General features: G+C 43.1%; 12 protein-coding genes and 1 pseudogene. 5 read left to right on the top strand and 8 right to left on the bottom strand.

Features of this window, described 5'->3' with window-relative positions; translation table 11 throughout:
- Positions 1 to 68 precede the first annotated feature (68 nt).
- The 5 genes and pseudogenes from glgP to LA303_RS01400 form a co-directional block, all read right to left on the bottom strand.
- Complete coding sequence (gene glgP, locus LA303_RS01420) at positions 69 to 4,274, bottom strand: alpha-glucan family phosphorylase (protein ID WP_240526158.1); 4,206 nt, start codon at positions 4,272 to 4,274, stop codon at positions 69 to 71.
- A 270-nt stretch (positions 4,275 to 4,544) separates the two neighbouring features.
- On the bottom strand, positions 4,545 to 4,808 hold the full coding sequence (locus LA303_RS13565) for a FliG C-terminal domain-containing protein (RefSeq protein WP_394371579.1): 264 nt from the start codon (positions 4,806 to 4,808) through the stop codon (positions 4,545 to 4,547).
- Between the two features lie 141 nt (positions 4,809 to 4,949).
- Positions 4,950 to 6,128 (bottom strand): annotated as a pseudogene (locus tag LA303_RS01410) (glycoside hydrolase family 57 protein); the annotation flags it as partial.
- Positions 6,129 to 6,139: 11 nt separating this feature from the next.
- A complete protein-coding gene (locus LA303_RS01405; protein ID WP_240526157.1) occupies positions 6,140 to 7,435 on the bottom strand; it encodes a glycosyltransferase family 4 protein in 1,296 nt (431 codons plus the stop codon).
- Positions 7,436 to 7,488: 53 nt separating this feature from the next.
- Positions 7,489 to 9,429, bottom strand: a complete 1,941-nt coding sequence (locus LA303_RS01400) for an amylo-alpha-1,6-glucosidase (RefSeq protein WP_240526156.1) — start codon at positions 9,427 to 9,429, stop codon at positions 7,489 to 7,491.
- 199 nt (positions 9,430 to 9,628) lie between these two features.
- On the opposite strand from LA303_RS01400, the gene galK reads away from it, so the two are divergent.
- Entirely contained in the window at positions 9,629 to 10,816 is a 1,188-nt protein-coding gene (gene galK, locus LA303_RS01395) for a galactokinase (protein WP_240526155.1), read from the top strand.
- A 26-nt stretch (positions 10,817 to 10,842) separates the two neighbouring features.
- Here the strand turns inward: galK and LA303_RS01390 are convergent, their stop codons facing one another.
- Positions 10,843 to 12,039 carry a hypothetical protein gene (locus LA303_RS01390; protein ID WP_240526154.1) on the bottom strand — a complete coding sequence of 399 codons (1,197 nt, stop codon included), beginning with the start codon at positions 12,037 to 12,039 and terminating at the stop codon, positions 10,843 to 10,845.
- Positions 12,033 to 12,635 carry a molybdenum cofactor guanylyltransferase gene (gene mobA / locus LA303_RS01385; protein WP_240526153.1) on the bottom strand — a complete coding sequence of 201 codons (603 nt, stop codon included), beginning with the start codon at positions 12,633 to 12,635 and terminating at the stop codon, positions 12,033 to 12,035. The genes LA303_RS01390 and mobA overlap by 7 nt, the downstream gene beginning before the upstream one ends.
- 1,032 nt (positions 12,636 to 13,667) lie before the next feature.
- Here mobA and LA303_RS01380 point away from each other — a divergent pair.
- From LA303_RS01380 to LA303_RS01365, 4 genes are all read left to right on the top strand, one after another.
- On the top strand, positions 13,668 to 14,675 hold the full coding sequence (locus tag LA303_RS01380; protein WP_240526152.1) for a fibrobacter succinogenes major paralogous domain-containing protein: 1,008 nt from the start codon (positions 13,668 to 13,670) through the stop codon (positions 14,673 to 14,675).
- A gap of 599 nt (positions 14,676 to 15,274) precedes the next feature.
- Positions 15,275 to 15,793: a YceD family protein gene (locus LA303_RS01375; protein ID WP_240526151.1), complete on the top strand. Its 519-nt coding sequence runs from the start codon at positions 15,275 to 15,277 to the stop codon at positions 15,791 to 15,793.
- Positions 15,794 to 15,820: 27 nt separating this feature from the next.
- Entirely contained in the window at positions 15,821 to 16,009 is a 189-nt protein-coding gene (gene rpmF / locus LA303_RS01370; RefSeq protein ID WP_240526150.1) for a 50S ribosomal protein L32, read from the top strand.
- Positions 16,010 to 16,235: 226 nt separating this feature from the next.
- Positions 16,236 to 17,243 (top strand): beta-ketoacyl-ACP synthase III, encoded by a 1,008-nt coding sequence (locus tag LA303_RS01365; RefSeq protein ID WP_240526149.1) that lies wholly within the window; start codon positions 16,236 to 16,238, stop codon positions 17,241 to 17,243.
- A 67-nt stretch (positions 17,244 to 17,310) separates the two neighbouring features.
- Here the strand turns inward: LA303_RS01365 and rnr are convergent, their stop codons facing one another.
- Positions 17,311 to 19,458 carry a ribonuclease R gene (rnr, locus tag LA303_RS01360; RefSeq protein WP_240526148.1) on the bottom strand — a complete coding sequence of 716 codons (2,148 nt, stop codon included), beginning with the start codon at positions 19,456 to 19,458 and terminating at the stop codon, positions 17,311 to 17,313.

Genomic DNA, 19,458 nt, shown 5'->3' with positions numbered 1-19,458 from the left:
TGAAAATCAACCAATAACTAATAGCTTTCCCCATCCATCGTTCATCATTCACACTTTCCCCCGTTTCCTTAAATCCATTTCACCAAGGGAAAATCCATCCGGTGTACTAAAAGCTCGTGTTTAGGAAATAACCGGAAAGCATAATCCATGATGCCTGAGTGTGCCAACGGGAAATTACAGGTAAAACAGATGATATCATTCTCTTTTTGTTTTGCCTGCAACGGTTGTTTATAAATGATTTTTTCGATGTTTCCGTTGGTACGGTTGCCCATAATAATTTCTATACCTAAATCATCGGCAGTAAGTCCGGGAGCCGAAAGTTTAATTTCGGCCACAAAATGTTTTCCGTAGGCCACCGGCCCTTTCACCGAATCAGGAACAATCAGTGACAGAACAGAAATTTTGTCCCAGGCCTGCAACACTTTTTCTTTCCAGGCAGCCAGTTCGCGGGCTTTTGAAAAATGCTGTTCGGTAAATCGTTTTTTCTGTTTCAGCAGGGGAGTATAAAACTTTTCGTAATAATCATTCAGCTGGCGTTGCATGGTAAAATGCGGTGCAATTCCGGCAATGGTATTTTTAATGTGCTGTATCCATTTTTCGGAAAAGCCATCGGCATTTTTTGCATAATACGTCGGGATAATCTCTTCTTCCAGCATGTTGTAAATCATCTCTGCATCCAGTTCATCCTGAAAGTTTTGATTTTCGTAGGTACGGCTTTCCGGAATGGCCCATCCGGCTCCTTCTTTGTATCCTTCGGCCCACCATCCGTCAAGCACACTGAAGTTTACAACGCCATTCATAATGGCTTTCTCGCCACTGGTTCCCGATGCTTCCAGCGGACGGGTAGGTGTGTTCAGCCACACGTCAACACCATTGGTCAGCATTTTCCCCATAATCATGTCATAGTTTTCCAAGAAAATGATGCGTCCGGCAAATTGTGGCATTTTGGATACTTCAATAATGCGCTTAATCAAATCCTGCCCGGCCTTGTCGTTTGGATGGGCTTTTCCTGCAAAAAGAAAAAGCACCGGTTTTTCCGGATGATTTACTATTTTTTCCAGCCTTTCAAGATTGGTAAAAAGCAGATAAGCTCTTTTGTAAGTAGCAAAACGACGGGCAAAACCAAAAATCAGATGGTTTTCGTTGAGATATTTCATCGACTCAATGATGAGCCGGGGACTCTCCTGGCGGGCCAGCATATCATGGTGCAGATGCTCTTTTACAAAAGCAATCATGCGTTTTTTCACCATTAAACGATTGTCCCATATTTTTTTATCCGAAATATCATAAATCTTTTCCCAATAACGCGGTTCGGGTTGATTGTTTTCAAAGCCTTCGTCAAAGGTATTCCGGTAGAGTTCCTGCCAAATTTTATCCGTCCAGGTAAAATAGTGCACACCGTTGGTTACATAACCGATATGCAGTTCTTCAGCGTAATAACCCGGATAAAGCGGGCGGAACATCTCGCGGGAAACCCGGCCGTGAATGCGGCTTACTCCGTTTACTTCCTGCGAAAGGCGCGTAGCCAAAACACTCATGGAGAATTTCTCTGTGGTGTCGTTCGGATTAAAACGCCCCAATCCCATAAATTCTTCCCACGAAATTGAGAAAACATCACTGAAATGCGAAAGATAAGCCCGCATGAGATGTTCTTCAAAACTATCGTGTCCGGCCGGCACAGGAGTATGTGTGGTAAACAGCGTGTTGGCCCGTACCACTTCGCGGGCTACGGCATACGGAATATGTTCTTTTTCTATCAAATGCCGGATTCTTTCCAGCCCGATAAAAGCCGAATGCCCTTCATTGCTGTGATATACTGCCGGTTCATATCCCATTTCTTCAATCAGGCGAATCCCGCCAAGACCAAGAATCATTTCTTGCTTTAAGCGGTGTTCGTTATCCCCGCCATAAAGCTGAGCCGTGATTTTCCGGTCTTCTTCACTGTTGGGAGCGGTGTCTGTATCAAGCAAAAAAAGCGAAACTCTTCCTACCTGCAGGCGCCAGGCTTTGGCCAAGACTACCCGCCCCGGTAATGCAATGGGAATCCGGATCAAATCTCCTTTTTTGTCGCGTACCGGAATCAGGGGAAGCTGGGTGGTTTTTTGGATGTGATACTCGGCTATCTGATCACCAAAATGACTGATGACCTGTGTAAAATATCCATACCGATACATCAAACCGATGGCAATCATATTTTTATTTGAGTCGCTGGCCTGTTTCAGATAATCGCCCGCCAGCATTCCCAATCCGCCGGAAAAGATCTTCACGCTGTTGTGCAAACCATATTCCATGCTGAAGTAAGCAATCAGATCTTGAGCATCGGTGTTTTTGCTCTTCATGTAATCCTGAAACTTCTGGTAAACCCGATGAAGCCGGTCAATGAATTTTTCGTCATTTACCAGTGCATTGATTTTATCCAGCGAAAGGGATTCCAGTACCATCACCGGATTGGTGTCCAGGGCTTCCCATTGGTCGGGAAGAATACTTTGAAACAACTCCACCGCGTCGGTATTCCACGACCACCAAAGATTAAAAGCCAGTTCTTTCAGCGGTTGCAATGCTTTGGGTAAAACCGGTTGCACCAGAATTTTTTTCCATACCGGTTTATCCGGATTTACACTGGCTTCTACACGCAAGGTCTCAGGCATTGTCCATTGGGTTTGCTCTTTTTCTTTTCTTTTTCCTGCTTTTTCCAGTGCAATCTTCCATGCCTGCTCATACTGCTTTTCCAGTTTTTTCCAGGTTAACCGGCGGGTAATGGCCACCGTTTCTTTTTGGATGATCTCTGTATCATTATTTTCAGAAAAGAGAATTATTTTTTCTGCAACTTCCGCCGCAATGTCTTCTTCATTTTTTCCATTCCGGTCAATCACAGTTACCACCCGGCTGTCGTCAAAATGTTCCTGAATCCAGGTGCCAAATCCGGCATAGGAGGTGGTAAGTGTAGGAATACCAAAAGCTACACTTTCGTGAGGAGTATATCCCCACGGCTCATAATAAGACGGGAAAACCGTGTAGTCGAAACCGGTGAGAAAGTCATAATATTTTAACTGAATTACTCCGTCGTTCTCATTAAGATAAGCCGGAACAAAGATGAGATGAACACGGTCTTCGCCGGTATTATTCAAACCGTTTTTCCGTGCTTCCTGTAAAACGGGATCATTGTTTTCATCCAGCAGGTTGTGGGTCAGATACGGATTTTGAGGTAATGCATTTTCGCCGGAAAAAACAGCCTGCGGACCATCATGAGCTGCCGGAACCGTAATAAAAGCCAAAATCTGTTTCCCTTCCGGAAGGGTCTGGTTCAGTTTTCCCAGTGCACGGATAAAAATATCGATTCCTTTGTTCTTAAATTCATAACGGCCACTGGTCAGGACAAGGAAAGTATTTTCATCATAATTTTTTCCGGTCAATTTTGATGCCGTTTCAAAGGCTTTCCGGCGGGCTTTATCCCGCAGTTTTTTGTATTGGCTTTTCGCCGGAACAAAACCAGAATCCATTCCGTTGATAGTAAGAATATCCGCCTGTTTTCCAAGAAACTGCCGGCTTTCGCGGGAAGTTATGGCACTTACTGTGGTAAAAACATCTGCCTGGGCAGCACTGAGCGTTTCCAACGAGTTTTTACTGATAATGTGAAATTTCTCTGCCATCTCCAGCGGCCGGTAAGTCTCCAGCTTTTCGTAGAGCGGCAAACCGTTTCCGGCAATGGAACGGCCAAGAACCGTAGCATGGGTCGTAAAGCCGGTACCCAGTCGCGGCATTTTTTCTTTCAGATATAAAATTCCGGTACCGGTCATCCATTCATGAAAATGGGCCACCACATGTGTTTGTGGCGTCAGGTAAAAATGCGTAAAACTTTCTATCACCTGCCCTGCCGCATAACCAAACATGGCCGGTTCGATGTAATCCCACTGTCCGGAAAGCGAATCGAGTTTGTAGGTTTCCCATAAACGGGCAAAAATCTCATCTTTTTTGGCAAAAAGTCCGGTAAAATTCACCAAAATAACCAGTGGTTGTGAAGGAATGTTCCACCGTCCGGTTCTTACCTGAAGCCCTTGAGAGGCCGCTTTTTCTTTCCATTCCGAGAAAAGGGTTTTGTCTTCTATAAAATCAGGATTGGCACGTGTTTCTTTCCAGACATCCGGTCCAACCAATAAATAATGGTCGCCATAATTTTCGACCATCACAGGAGCTTTGGTGGAAAGAACCGTATAGATCCCCCCGATTTTATTACAAATCTCCCAACTTGTTTCAAATATATAATCCGGTTTCATTCGTTTTTTTGATTTTGGTTATTTACACGGGCAACAAAATAGCAGATACCTGTCAGTTTGTTCTTTTTGTCCCGAAACAATCGGGGCCGTTCTTTTTAATTTATTTCTTCCGTTTTTGAGCCTGTGTTTGTTTCATTTATTTTTAGAAAAACGGCCTGCAAAGCTAACAATAACTTCTCACGTACAGAGAATGTACCGGCAAAATTCAATTGCCGGACAGCCGCTTGTAGAATTTTCTTCTGCCGGTAAAAAATCGGAAGATTTTGGCGGTTATTTCTTGTTGCCAAAAAGGTCTTTCAGCTTATCTTCAATTTCTTTTTTAAATTTTTTGATGTCTGATTTTTTCACTTTTTTCAGTTCTTTTTCCAGCTCATCAAATTGTTTGCGGGCCCGTTTACCTAAATTAGGAAGGATCTTTTGACGGATTTCTTCGCCGGCGCCTTCCATGGCCACACTCAGTTTTTGAAGATCAATTTCGCGCAACAGTTTTTTCACCGCAGTATCCGACATGTTTTTGATGTCATCGAAATTCATCTCTTTGGTTTTATTTAGTTTTTCTTTGACCACTTTTTGTGTCTGACGGGTCTTTTTCCGGGCCAGTTTTTCTGTTTTTTCAAACAGTGTTTTGGCCGCTTCTTTCAGCTCATCAGCATCCGACCGGGCAAAGGCAGTATTTTCTTCCACGCGAAGAATAAAATCAGAAAGCACATTCATGTAATTGATGAAGGCTTCGTAAGGTGTTCCATAAGGATTAAAATATTTATGCACATCGCCGTCGGAAAAGAATTTGGTACACATGTAATAAAAATGGTCGGACGTTTGCAGATAAAGCCAGTCGTGCTTAATTTGCGGGTCGTCACATTTTTTCACTTTTTCTTCCAGAGCATACAGTTTATCAAATGCTTCGTCCTGCAGTTCGTTACCCAGCCAGGCGGTAAGGTCACGTTCTTCATCAGCCCACGAAATCGGATAAGGCACATGAATCGGAGCTACGGGCTGCAATTTTTCGCCCAGCTCTTTTGGTGTGGCAAAAGTAAAATCGGAATGTGAAAAAACACGAGCCGGAAGAGCCCGCATAAAATCGAAAATACCGGTTTCTTCCCACTGATGCTCGCCAAAGGTTTCATAATCCATAAACAGATTCACCACTTCTTCCTGCGGATTAATCTGCGAAAGCCATCCCACAAATTTTTCGGTGGTCAACGGCCATTCGCTCCAGCTTTGCTGCGAAAAACGGAAAGCAATATCGTCACTCAGACGGAAATTTTTCAACAACAGTTTTAGCTTAGGATTGATGGCGTTGGTGTACATGTAATTGGGGCTACGCCAGCCCAAAACATGTTTGGCTCCTTCGGTCAGCATCACCTGATAACCCATATCGGCCACCATGGCACCGATTTCATCCGAATAAATCAACTCGGTATTCCGGAATGTGGTGGGTTTTTGTCCGAAAAGCTGTTCGATTTTCTGTGCCTGTGCTGCCACCTGGGCTGTAAACTCTTCTTTGCTTTTGAGAGCCGACAGCGAGTGGGCATACGTTTCGGCCAGAAATTCCACATTTCCGGTTTCGGCCAGTCGTTTAAAACTTTCCAGCACATCCGGGGCATAGGCTTCAAACTGGTCGAGTGCCGTACCCGAAATGGAGAAACTGACTTTGAACGCGCTGCCGTATTCTTTAATCAAATCGAGCAGCAGGGCATTCATGGGCAGATAATTTTTCTGCGCCACTTTTCGCATGATATAACTGTTGTTATGGTCGTCAAAATAGTCGTGTTTTTCTCCAATATCGAAAAAACGGTAGGTTCTCAGCCGCATGGGCTGGTGTACCTGAAAATAAAAACAAATGGCTCTCATTACGGTATGTATTATCTTATGTTGTTGTTTAACAATTTATTGTAAATATCTATCACTTTCAGGGCTGCATCTTCCCATTTTAAATTTTCCACTTCCTGACGGCCGTATTTTTTAAACATTTTCGACAAGCCGTCGTAGTGGCAAAGGCCGTAAATAGCATCGGCCATGGCATCGATATCCCAAAAGTCTACTTTTAAAGCGTGATGTAAAATTTCGGCTACCCCGCTTTGTTTTGAAATAATTACGGGAACACTGGAACGCATCGCTTCAAGCGGAACAATACCAAACGGTTCGGAAACCGACGGCATCACAAATACATCGCTCATGCTGAAAATATGGTCTACATCATTGCCTTGTAAAAATCCGGTAAAATGAAATTTATCCGCCATGCGAAGCTGGGCTACCCGCCGGATCATCCGGAATAGCATATCCCCCGAACCCGCCATGGCAAAACGAATATTCGGGTCTTTTTGCAAAACTTTATAGGCTGCTTCAATAAAATAATCCGGACCTTTTTGGAAAGTAATCCGTCCCAAAAAAGTTACCAGCTTTTCATTAAAATGTTTTGTATTTCCCCGATGTTGTTTCATGGTGTTTTGGTCCACTGCATTATGCACCGTAAACACTTTTTCCGGGGAAATTCCATATTTTTCAATGACAATGTTACGGGTCAGGTTACTCACGGTAATCACGGCATCCGCTTCTTCCATACCCTGGCGTTCAATGTCATAAACCTGTTGGTTCACATTTCCACCGGTACGGTCAAATTCGGTGGCGTGCATATGGACTACCAGTTTTTTTCCGGAAGATTTTTTTGCGGCAATACCCGCCGGATAGGTCAACCAGTCGTGGGCGTGGATCACATCAAAATTTTCTTTTAGTGCTAACGCAGAAGCAATCAGTGCATAGCGGGCCACCTCTTCCATCAGGTTACCGCCATACGTTCCGGAAAACTCAAAATGACGCGAAAAAACATGACTGATCAGCTCTTCACCGGTTTTTTGTTTTTTCTGCGTAACTTTTGAAAAATATTCAGGGCTGACGTAAGGAATGATGTTGGAACCAATTTCGATATACTGAATATGTTCCCAGTAAGCTTTGTATTCTTCATCGTTTATATCGAAAGGAATACCGCTGGCATTACGGATGGAAGCTACTTGCTGGTCTTCATCGCCATAGGCTTTCGGAACCACAAAAATAATGTCGGTACCGTGTTTGCTTAAGCCTTTGGTAAGGCCATAACAGGCGGTTCCCAGTCCTCCGGTAATATGTGGCGGAAATTCCCAACCGAACATCAAAACTCTCATGTCTTCTTTTCGTTTAAATCGTTAGCAAGCGTAAATTTTGTTCATTATTCTCATTAAACATGGTCTGTCAGCCATTTTATTCTGAGCAATTCAGCGACACTCCAGGCCTGTGAAATCGCTCCGCGGGCTTCGTGTGGCGGGTCACCATCGTAAATTTCCGAAACCGTTCCCACACCGGCCTCGGTCATCACTTCTTCAAAGGCAGCATACCGGTTCAGAATAAATTCTTTTCCTTTTTTTCCATAAAGATTCAGCCAGGCTTCTGAAAATGGTCCGAGCAACCACGGCCAAACCGTTCCCTGATGATAAGCCCGGTCGCGTTCTTCCTGATTCCCGATATATTTTCCTTTGTACTCCGGGAAACGAGGCGACAAAGAGCGCAATCCTCTTGGCGTAAGCAGTTCGTTTTTGGCTTTCCCAAGTACACCGATTTTCATGTCCAGCGTAGCCGGGGTAAACGGAAGAGAAACAGCAATAACCATATTCGGCCGGATGGTGAAATCTTTATTTTCATACGTGACATAATCGGCCAACACGCCTTTTTGTCCGTCCCAAAACATGGCAGCAAACGAGTGTTCAATTTTTTCCGGCCATTTTTTCCAACGGCTGACAAAATTTTTGTCACCGGCTTCTTCAGCCAATTGCAAAGCAAAACGGATCGCCTCATACCAAAGCGCATTGATCTCCACGGCAAAGCCAATCCGTCCGGTTACCGGTTTCCCGGCAACGATGGCGTCCATCCAGGTAACAGCATTTCCGGGTTCTCCGGCCCAGATCAACCCGTTGTCGTGCATTTTTATCTGATGAAGCGTCCCGGTTTTATAATGATTCAGAATGCTTCGCATGGCTTTTCCGTAGCTTTGCCATAATCCCTTACTGCTACCGGTCATCAGCACATACTGATGTAAAGCCCAGAAAAACCACAGGGAAGTATCCACCGAATTATAGCTGGCTTCTTTGCCGTGACCGAGATTGGGGAAAAGACCGTTTTTCAATTCATGCAACATGGTTTTTACCACGGCATGAAAAGTTTTGGTATCGCCCCGGGTAAGGGTAAGACCGGGCAATGAAATAAACGTATCACGTCCCCAGCGGCCAAACCAGGGATATCCGGCAATGATTTCAGTACGGTTTTTTACATGAATGATAAACTCTTCGGCCGCATTTTGCAAGCTGTTTTCAAAATTACTCCGGGGAACCCGTTTTTTGATTTCGGCTACAAATTTTCTTTTAAAATAAGCCGGATTTTCTTCATCAAGAGCGGCTGAAATTACAAGGCTTTCCCCTTTTTCAAGGGTAGTTTCAAAATAACCCGGTGTATAAAGATCTTCGAGATAATCGTAACCACGTTCCTGCTCCCGGATATATTTTACATTGTAATACCAGTCGGGCACATGAACATATTCGGCTTTTTTGGAGAACTGCATGTACACCGGCGAATATCCCTGATACATCTGCCAGCTCACCCCGTTTTTAGCCGGTTTAAAATGGGTATTCACGTATGTATTGGATTTGCTCAGCGAGTGAACACTCCGGAAAGCCAAAAACGGCCGGAACTGAAAAGTTACCTTTCCGGCACTTTCTTCAAGGGTATAACGAATCAGGATACGGTCTTCTTTTTGGGTGAAGATCAGTTCTTTGACCAAGACAATATTTCCCAAGCGGTACACCAGCCGCGGGATGGGGTCCATTTCGTAGTCACGCAGATATTTGTGTCCTTTGGGTTCGATCACATCTCCCTGGTACATCCGCGATCCCAAATGAAATTCAAAATCGTTAGAGCGCAGTGTCTCGTGCAAATCGGCCAGCAAAACATGGTTGTTATCATCAATCAGCGGCTGGGGAGCCACCAACAAACCATGATAACTCCGGGTGTTACAGTTAATAATGGTAGAACTGGCATAACTGCCGGCCCGGTTTGTCCGCAGCTTTTCTCTGCTCAGCGAGTAATTCAGGTTGATGAGCTGCTTTTTATCGAATTTTATATAACCCATTTTTTTTAATTTCGGAGAAAAAGATTTTCAAAGGCAAAAATACGTATTTTATCGGTGGAAAATTTTCATCGTTTGTTAATAAATCCTTATTTTTTAACGAAATAGCTATTGTTCCACAAGTTTTATATAGAGTGGCTTTTTCAAACGTTTACGGGTATAAACCGGTAAAGATAAAATCGCCAAACCGGCTTCAGGCAAAATGCCTTACTTTTGCCCGAAAAAAAGAGAGACATTGAATACAGAAACTTTCCTAGCGACTTTTCTTCCGCAGATAAACGGGACCGATCGTTTTCTTTTTTTTGCCCCGGGCCGGATAAATTTAATGGGTGATCACACCGATTACACCGAAGGACTGGTATTGCCAGCCGCCCTTTCTGTCGGAACTTATCTGTTTGTAAAACTTATTCCGGAACAGGAAATACAGTTTCATTCTCTAAATTACAACGAAAAAATTACTCTTCCGTTCGATTTACTTTCTGTTCCGCAAAAAAAATGGACCGATTATCCGGCAGGTATTTTGGTTGAGATGGAGCAGAAAGGCTGGCAAAAACAAGGACTGGAACTCACCTTTTTCAGTGATGTACCCCTGAATGCCGGACTTTCCAGTTCGGCAGCCATCGAAACAGTAACCGCTTTTGCCATTCAGCAGATCTTTTCGATCGAGCTGTCCAAAAAAGAGCTTGTTTTACTGGCTCAACGGGCCGAGCACCATTTTGCCGGGGTTCAATGCGGAATTATGGATCAATATACTGCCGTATTTGGAAAACCGGGAAAAGCCCTTTTGCTGGATTGTCACGAGATAAACCATAAAGAAACCGATGCTTCCTTTACCGGTTATGATTTTGTGGCGGTCAATACCAACGTAAAACACAGTCTGGTTCAATCGGTTTACAACCAAAGGGTAGAAGAACTCAACCGGGTGAAAGAAATTATCAATTCGTTTTTTGATGTTCCCTACCTGGGCATGTTGCGGGGTGAAGACCACGAGTGGTTAGACAAACTGGTAGAAGACACCACGCTCAAAAACCGTTTACGGCATGTCGTAAACGAGAACACCCGGGTAGAAGTAGCGGCAGAACTGTTAGAACAGCAAAATGCCCGGGCTTTTGGTGAATTGATGTATGCATCGCACGATTCGCTGGCTTTTGATTTTGAGGTAAGCTGTGAAGAATTAGACTTTTTGGTACAGGCCGCTTCTCAAATCGAAGGAACTGCCGGAGCACGGATGACCGGCGCCGGCTTCGGAGGTTGTACTTTAAACCTGGTTAAGCACGAGGCCGTTTCCGGTTTTTCAGAAGAAATCAAAACGAAATACAAAGAAGAAACCGGAAAAGAAGCTTCGGTATATCTTCTTTCCCTTTCCGGAAAAATGAAATCGTTTTCTTAATTTTTACCCAAACCGGAAAATCAAAATCACTGACTTTCTTTTCTGAACGTATCCAGCCACTGGTTGGCCATCACCAATGGTTTTAACAACGATTTTACCGGAGAATGCAAGATTTCTTTGGACGAAGGCAACAGACTGATCATTACCGGAAGTGCACCGAAAGCCATTCCAATTCCTTTATAAAACCGGCCAAAGCCAATCCGGTAAAGAAATTGCCGTACATGTTCGTTAAGCAATTCCACACTTAAAGCCGAAAATCCGGTAACGATAAACAAAGCCCGGAGTAACATTTCCAGCCCGACCCAAAGGCCATCCAAATTAAACCAGTGGTGATCAGGCTTCCCGAAATCCCAAAACAGCGCCGACAGTAATACAATAATAACCAACTGTGACCAAAAAATGGGTTTTCGTAACCGGCGTAACGCTCTCCGGTACACAAAGCCAAAAACCAATACATAAACGCCCATAAAAATCAATCCCGGAAGGTGGTAATGCATATTCACCAGAAAAAGTCCCAGCGGTAAAGCAATGAGATGAAAAAACAACAACGTTGTAGAGGTTTTTTGGTTTTTATCGATCACAAAAAAATCTTTTTCGGGTTCTCCTTTTATCTCTCCAAAGTCTTGTTGTTCTGATTGTAACTTCAACGCCTTACGCCCAATGAGGTAGCCCAGTCCGCCGGCCAGCACGCCAAAAAAAACATAAAACGACAGCAAAAACCAAAGGATTTGCCAGTCCGTAGCCTGTTGGATATGCAGTTGCTTTAACCCGAAATTAATGATGTTGACATAAATTTTTACCAGATTAAAACCGTAATAAATGATCAGGCTGATAATTTTATGAAACAAGGCACTGGAAAGACTCAGGATTCCGGCTACCATATAACCGGCAAGGTTAGAGCCCAATATCCGGATGGCTATTTCAATCAAGATTGCTTCCAGCATGATTCCGGTCATGGGTCCGAGAATAATCGCACTGGGCGAAACCGATTTCATAATGGCCGTAATCAGTCCGGCTCGGATAATCAACCCTTTGTATGGCCAAATCTGATAAAATCCGATGAGTAACACCGTTCCGGTAAATGCAAGAATCGAACCGGCAAAAGGAAGGCGGGTATTATGCAAGAAACTACCCACAATAATCTCAACGGATGCCCACAAACCACCGGCTACGGCCGCCCGCAACCATAATTCATCCGGAGGTAATGTCTGTTTTTTCACCATACGGCCTCCTCTGCTTTTTTCAAATCTTCCGGAGAATTCACATTCAGAAACAGAAAGTCGTTAAAAAAAGGAAGATGCTCGTCAATGGTCACCGTTTTCATTCGGATACGTTTTAAAAACTGCATCATTTTAAATTCTTTGTTTTCGATGGAGCGGGTTAAATCACCCAAAATGTTGGTATGGTAACAACCACTTAAAGGCTCGATAAGAAAAGTATCGTGTACCGGACAAATGACCTGATTGTTTTCCACATTTTCCAGCAATAACTGAAAAACAGCCGTATTGACAAAAGGAGTGTCACAGGAAAGGATAAGGTTGTAACGTGTAGTTGATTTTTTCAGACAGGTATAAATTCCTCCCATCGGACCGATATCCGGTATTTCGTCACGGATTACAGGCCAGCCAAATTCGGCATATTTTTCCGGAAAATGGTTGGCAGAAATCATCAACCGGGTACATAATGGCTGAAGCGTTTGTATGGCATACGAAACCAACGGTTTGTCTTTCAACATACACAAACCCTTATCTTTTCCCATACGGCTGCTTCTGCCGCCTGCGAGAATGATTCCGGTAATCTCTTCTTTTGCGATGGTCATGTTTTCAAATGAGGAGGCAAATTTATGGTTTTCCGGCGTTCCGGGAAAGTCGATCCGGAAAAATGAAAAACGAAGGTTCTATTAAAAATATCGGCGATTTATAATTTTATCTGTTTTCTTGTGATTTGTTTTTTGGACCTTGGAATTTCGTTTGCAATTTGGTTTTTTGTTTTTTGTGATTTCTAACTTGGTCATTAGTCACTGGTGATTGGTTGATTTTCAATATTTTACTCATGTTTTCATTGTCATTCTGAACGGAGCGCAGCGCAGTGAAGAATCTCAAAAATAATCACGGTAGTTAAACGAGATGCTTCGCGTTGCTCAGCAGGACAAAAGAAGTTGATTTTTGGAATTTGGGGATTTTTTGTGATTTGCTTTTTTGTTTTTTGGAATTTCCCACTTTAGACATTTGAAGTACTTAAAATTTAAAGTGTGAAGTACTTAAAGTTTGGATTCATATCTCGTATTTATAACTCATCCCAAAGGGGTTAAACACCGGTCTCTGAATAAATTCAGCGTCAATGGTAATGAGTCGTCCCTACGGGACTCCAATACAACCACATTTTGTGTGTATTTGTTCGCAAGCGAGCGGGTGGACCGAGGAATTCATCGTCCGAGGACGCCCAAACGATGAAGGAGGCCGTTAAACGAGATGCTTCGCGTTGCTCAGCAGGACAAAAGAAGTTGATTTTTGGAATTTGGGAGTTTTTTGTGATTTGACTTTTTGTCTTTTGGGATTTCCCACTTTAGGCACTTCAAACTTTAGGCACTTGAAGTACTTAAAATTTGAAGTGTGAAGTACTTAAAGTAGTCAGATATTTATCTCGTGTTTATAACTAATCCCGAAGGGATTAAACCAGAATAACCCTGTACGAAGTGCAGGGAAATAAACCCATCAGAAAATCATAACCCCGAAGGGGTTGAATAAAACAATCTCTTGTTCGGATTTAAATAAAAAAATCTTTTTTTTCGCTTTTTTCGAATATTGTATTTCTAATTGTAGTACTTTTATTGTTTAAACCCTTACCTCCCATGAAAACAAAAGCAAAAACCCTACTCCTTGCTGTTTCTTTTACCGCCTTGGCCGCTTTTACCGGTTGCCAAAAAGATTCTTCTACACCAACGCCTGCTCCGGTGCCAGCTACCGTAAAAATGGACAGTATCAATAACTTACAAATGACAAGCGTAACTGTAAATTTCACAGTAACACCCAATGATTCTCAGATCAGCGAAGCTGGCGTAGCTTACAGCACTGGTACTACCAGTAGCAGCGCTACCAAAGTTAAAGCTGATGCTAAAAGCGGAATCATCTCCTTAACCTTAACTGGTTTACAGGCAAACACTAAATACCATGTTTGGGCCTATTGCACCACAGCTGATGGAACTATCTTTTCCAAAAGTCTGGAGATCTGGACCTACGGTTTGATGGATATTGATGGCAATGGTTACCATACCGTTGAAATCAATAACCGTATCTGGACCGTGGAAAATCTCAAGGTAACCCATTATCGTAATGGCGATCCCATCCCTGAAGTTCAGGATAGCACGGTTTGGTTGAATGACAAGCAAGGAGCAATGTGCTGGTATCAGAATAACCGGGCTAAATATGATTCTATCTATGGAGCCCTGTATAATTTCTATGCCGTTGACGATCCTCGTGGTTTAGCTCCCCAGGGCTGGCATGTTCCGACTTTACAGGAATACATTGATTTATCAATAGCTTTAGGAAAGACTCCTGTTGCTGGTGGTAAAATGAAAGAAACTAGTTTTAAGCATTGGAATGCTCCCAATACGGGAGCCACTAATTCAACTGGCTTCACTGCTTTACCAGGAGGAATGCGCGGTTTAACTAATGAGCATAAAACTTTAATCTCTTTTGCTGGTATAAAAGAGTTTGCTTATTTTTGGACTAGTGATAAAGCACCATTATTAAATTGTGCTTACACTACGAGAATGGATTATAATAATACTTGGTTAAATCTTGGTTTGGCTGTAGATAACACTTCTGCCTTTAGTGTTCGTTTGGTTAAAGACAAATAAAAAACGACAATAGATTCAGGGGTTGTTATTTTTTGCTCTGAATGAATTCAAAGCGAAAAGCTGAGTCCGTCCCTACGGGGCTCCATTACACTACATCTTATCGGTGAAATTCATCGTTTGGGCGTCCGCCCGGACGATGAAGGATGCCATTAAACGAGATGCTTCGCGTTGCTCAGCATGACAAAAGAAGTTGATTTTTGGAATTTGGGAGTTTTTTGTGATTTGACTTTTTGTCTTTTTGGATTTCCTCTGTGGCCGTGATGGGAGTGGCAGCGCCCGGCGACAGAAGCCGATGTGGAGCCCCGCCTGGCTGCGCAAGTCGGGCAGACAGCGACCACAGGGAGCTCGTATGCCGCGGGAGCGAAACACGGCTTATGGCACCGGGACTAAAACGGACAGCACGAAAAGCCACCCTGAATATTTCCTTCGGCTTTAAAATAGCTGAATAAAAAACAACGCGGATAAACGTTTTGAAAATCAAAGTTTGAGAAATAGATCTCTCCTTGTTTTGTCTGGTAAATCAACGGGAAAATCTATACGATAAAAAATTTGTTTAAACAAATATTTATCTCTAATTTTGCCGCCCAATTTTTTGAAGAGTGGAAAGGAAAAGCGAAAGATTTCAGATTCCCGTAAAAGGCCTTGCTTTAGGGAATCATCATTTCGATTTTGTGGTGGAAGACGCGTTCTTTGAGCAATATCCCCTGGAAGAAATTCATCATGGGAATATTAAGCTGCAGCTGGATGTTGAAAAAGAAAGCCGGTTAATGACTTTTCAATTTCATTTTAACGGAAATCTGCAGTTGGCATGCGACCGGTGTCTCGAAAATTATAGACAGCCCTTGCAGGGCGATTTTCGGCTGATCGTAAAATACGGTGAAAAAGAGGAAGAATTATCGGAAGAGTTAATGACAATTCCGTTTGAAACCAGCCGGTTCGATATTGCGCCTTATATTCTTGAGTTTATCCAGCTGATGCTTCCGATCAAGCATGTGCATCCGGATGATGCACACGGAAACAGCACCTGTGACCCGGAGATGCTCAAAGAATTGGAAAAATTTGAAAAACAAGCTGTTGACCCGCGTTGGGCAGCATTAAAAAACGTGAAAATAAAATAAAAAGAATAACCGATAAAATTTATAAAAATGGCACATCCAAAGAGAAAAACATCAAAAACACGGAGAGATAAAAGAAGAACTCATGTGAAAGCACACGTTCCTGTTTTGGCTACCTGCCCCACCACCGGAACAGTACACGTTTATCACCGCGCATATTATGTTGACGGCGATCTTTACTACAAAGGAAAACTGATTGTACAGGGCGCAGAAGCATAAAAGTCAATTTATCAATCTGTTCAGGTATTGTTTACCTTCGGATTTATAAACCCATCAACCTTTGTTCCTTACCGGACAAAGGTTTTTTTATGCCCGGTTTCTGCGGCAATCTACCATTGTAAATTTTAAAATGCACTTTTAGCGCGTCTTAAAATACAATTGGGATAAAAGTTCAATATGTAAATGAAAATACTATTTTTGCCTCCTGATATTTTAAAATGAAGTTATGGCTAAATTGAGAGCTGCCATTAAAGGTATTCATGCCTGGGCACCCGAAGACGTGCTCACCAACCAAGACCTGGAAAAAATGGTGGATACCACCGATGAATGGATTACCACCCGAACAGGAATCAAAGAACGTCATATATTAAAGGGAGAAGGTTTGGGAACTTCCGATATGGGAGTAGAGGCGGTAAAAGGACTGCTGAAAAAAACAGGAACAAAACCGGAAGAAGTGGATTTGTTGATTTGTGCCACCGTAACCCCCGATATGCAGTTTCCGGCAACCGCCAACATCATCAGTGATAAAGTAGGAATAAAAAACGCCTTTAGTTTTGATATGAATGCCGCTTGTTCCACTTTTATTTATGCGTTAGTTACCGCTTCAAAATATGTGGAATCAGGAGAATATAAAAAAGTCATTGTTGTAGGAGGAGATAAAATGTCGTCCATCACCGATTATACCGACCGTGCCACGTGTGTCATTTTCGGAGATGCCGCCGGAGCAGTATTGCTGGAGCCTACAACAGAAGATGTCGGAATTATTGATCATCGTTTTTATACCGACGGTTCCGGAAGAGTTCATCTTCACCAAAAAGCAGGCGGTTCGGTAAAACCGGCTTCTCATGCCACGGTCGATGCCCGCGAACACTTTATCTATCAGGAAGGCCAGCCGGTATTTAAATTTGCTGTTACCAATATGGCCGATGTAGCTGTAGAAATCATGCAGCGGAATCATCTTTCTTCGGATGATATCGACTGGCTGGTACCCCACCAGGCCAACCTTCGTATTATTGAAGCCACCGCACGACGCATGAAGCTTCAAAAAGAAAAGGTAATGATCAATATTCAGCGGTACGGAAATACGACCAACGGAACCATTCCTATGTGTTTGTATGAATGGGAAAGCCAGCTGAAAAAAGGAGACAACCTGGTATTAGCGGCTTTTGGCGGTGGATTTACCTGGGGAGCCATTTACCTGAAATGGGCTTACGACGGAAAAAAGCAAGGATAACCCTCTTCTGACTTCCATCTTCCATCTTCCGACTTCTGACTTCTGACTCCCCTCTTCTGCCTTTTCCCTACTCTACCATTTCGAAGTCGAGTTGTCGCCGTTCCAGGTCTACATTTTTCACCAGAACCCTGACTTTATCGCCCAGTCGTAATTTCTGGCCATAGCGTTTTCCGATGATCTGATAATTATCTTCATCCAGATAATAATAATCGTCTTTCATGTCGTTGAAACGGATCAGTCCTTCGCTTTTGCTTTCGACCAATTCCACAAAGATTCCCCATTTGCTCACCCCGGAGATCAGTCCGTCAAAGGTTTTTCCCACTTTGTCAATTAAAAATTCAACCTGTTTGTATTTTACGGAAGCTCTTTCTGCATCAGCCGCTTTGCGTTCCATTTCAGAAGCATGTTCACATTTTTCTTCGCAGGTTTCTTTGTTTACCGATTTTTTTCCTTCAAGGTATTTCTCAAGTAACCGGTGTACCATCATATCCGGATAACGCCGGATAGGAGATGTAAAGTGAGTGTAATAAGGAAAAGCCAATCCGTAATGCCCGATATTTTCTGTGGAATAATAGGCTTTGGACATGGTTCGTATGGCAATGGTTTCAATCATGTTTTCTTCCCCTTTTCCTTTTATCCGGTCGAAAAGGGCATTAAATGAGCGGGCCAATGCGTCACGCGATTGAATTTCGAGCGAATATCCCAAACGGTTCAGAAACTGGGTAAACGTATTTAATTTTTCCGGATTGGGTTCGTCATGAACCCGGTAAACAAACGTTTTGGGTGTTTTGTTGTTCTTTGGTTTTCCTACAAAAGTCGCTACCGACTTATTGGCCAGTAACATAAATTCCTCCACCAAATGATTGGCTTCCTTTGACTCTTTTACATAAGTTTCTATTGGCTTTCCTTTTTCATCGAGCTTAAAGCGGATTTCAGGGGTATTGAAATTAATGGCTCCGTTTTTAAACCGGATTTCGCGCATAATAGAAGCCAGTTGGTTCAGTTTCAGGATGTTTTCAACAAACTCACCCTGTTCGGTTTCGATGATTTTTTGCACTTCCTCGTAAGCAAACCGGCGATTAGAACGGATTACCGTTTTGCCAAACCACTGGCTGACTACTTCGGCCTTGTCGTTCATGGTAAAGACTGCCGAGAAAGTCAGTTTATCTTCATCGGGGCGTAAAGAGCAAACACCATTCGAAAGTTTTTCGGGCAACATAGGAATTACCCGGTCCACAAGATAAACGGAAGTCGCACGCTTGTAGGCTTCGGCATCCAAGACCGTATCCGGACGAACATAATGGGTTACATCGGCAATATGCACTCCGACCTCCCATAATCCGTTTTTGAGTTTTCTTAACGAGAGTGCATCGTCAAAATCTTTGGCATCCACCGGGTCAATGGTAATGGTCCATACTTTCCGGAAATCTTTCCGGCGGGCAATTTCTTCTTTACTGATGGTCGTTCTGATTTTTTCAGCCTCCCGGAGTACTTTGTCCGGAAACGACAGCGGGAAATCAAAATCAGCCAGAATCGATTTCATCTCCACATCATTATCGCCCGGTTTACCCAGCACTTCTATCACTTCTCCAAAAGGGTTGTTGGAATGTTCCGGCCAGTCGGTAATGTTTACCAACACTTTATCTCCATTTTTCCCTTTCTTGAGCTTACTTTTCGGAACAAAAATATCCACCGGCATAAACGGACTGTCCGGTACCACAAACCCAAAGTTTTTGCTGACTTCCAGAATCCCCACGTATTGTGTCTTTTTCCTTTCCAGGATTTCCACAATCTGACCTTCGGTTTTGTGTCCTTTTCGTTTAGGGAAGAGCAACACTTTAACATGATCGCCATGCAAAGCATGATGGGTGTTGTTCGGTGCGATATAAATGTCTTCACCACCTTCATCAGAAACGATATACGCTTTACCGGTTTTTTTCATTTCCACCGTTCCGGTGATATATTTCTTTTTATTGGCCAGCGTGGCCAGCTTATCAGCATGTAAAACAAATTTTCCCTTTTTCACCTCCTGCAGATATCCATCGGCAAGCAATTCGGTAAGAATGGTATAAATCATGTTTTTCCCGGCTTTATCTTTAATGCCGAGCTTATGGGCAATTTGTTTGTTGTTGTATGCTTTGAACGGGTTATCGGCAAAAATGCTGACAATAATTCCGTGTAATTGGCTTTTGGGATATTTCTTTTTCCGTGCCAT

This window comes from Candidatus Sulfidibacterium hydrothermale, from assembly GCF_020149915.1.
Lineage (GTDB): Bacteria > Bacteroidota > Bacteroidia > Bacteroidales > F082 > Sulfidibacterium > Sulfidibacterium hydrothermale.
This window is presented reverse-complemented; position numbering and strand designations above follow the sequence as displayed.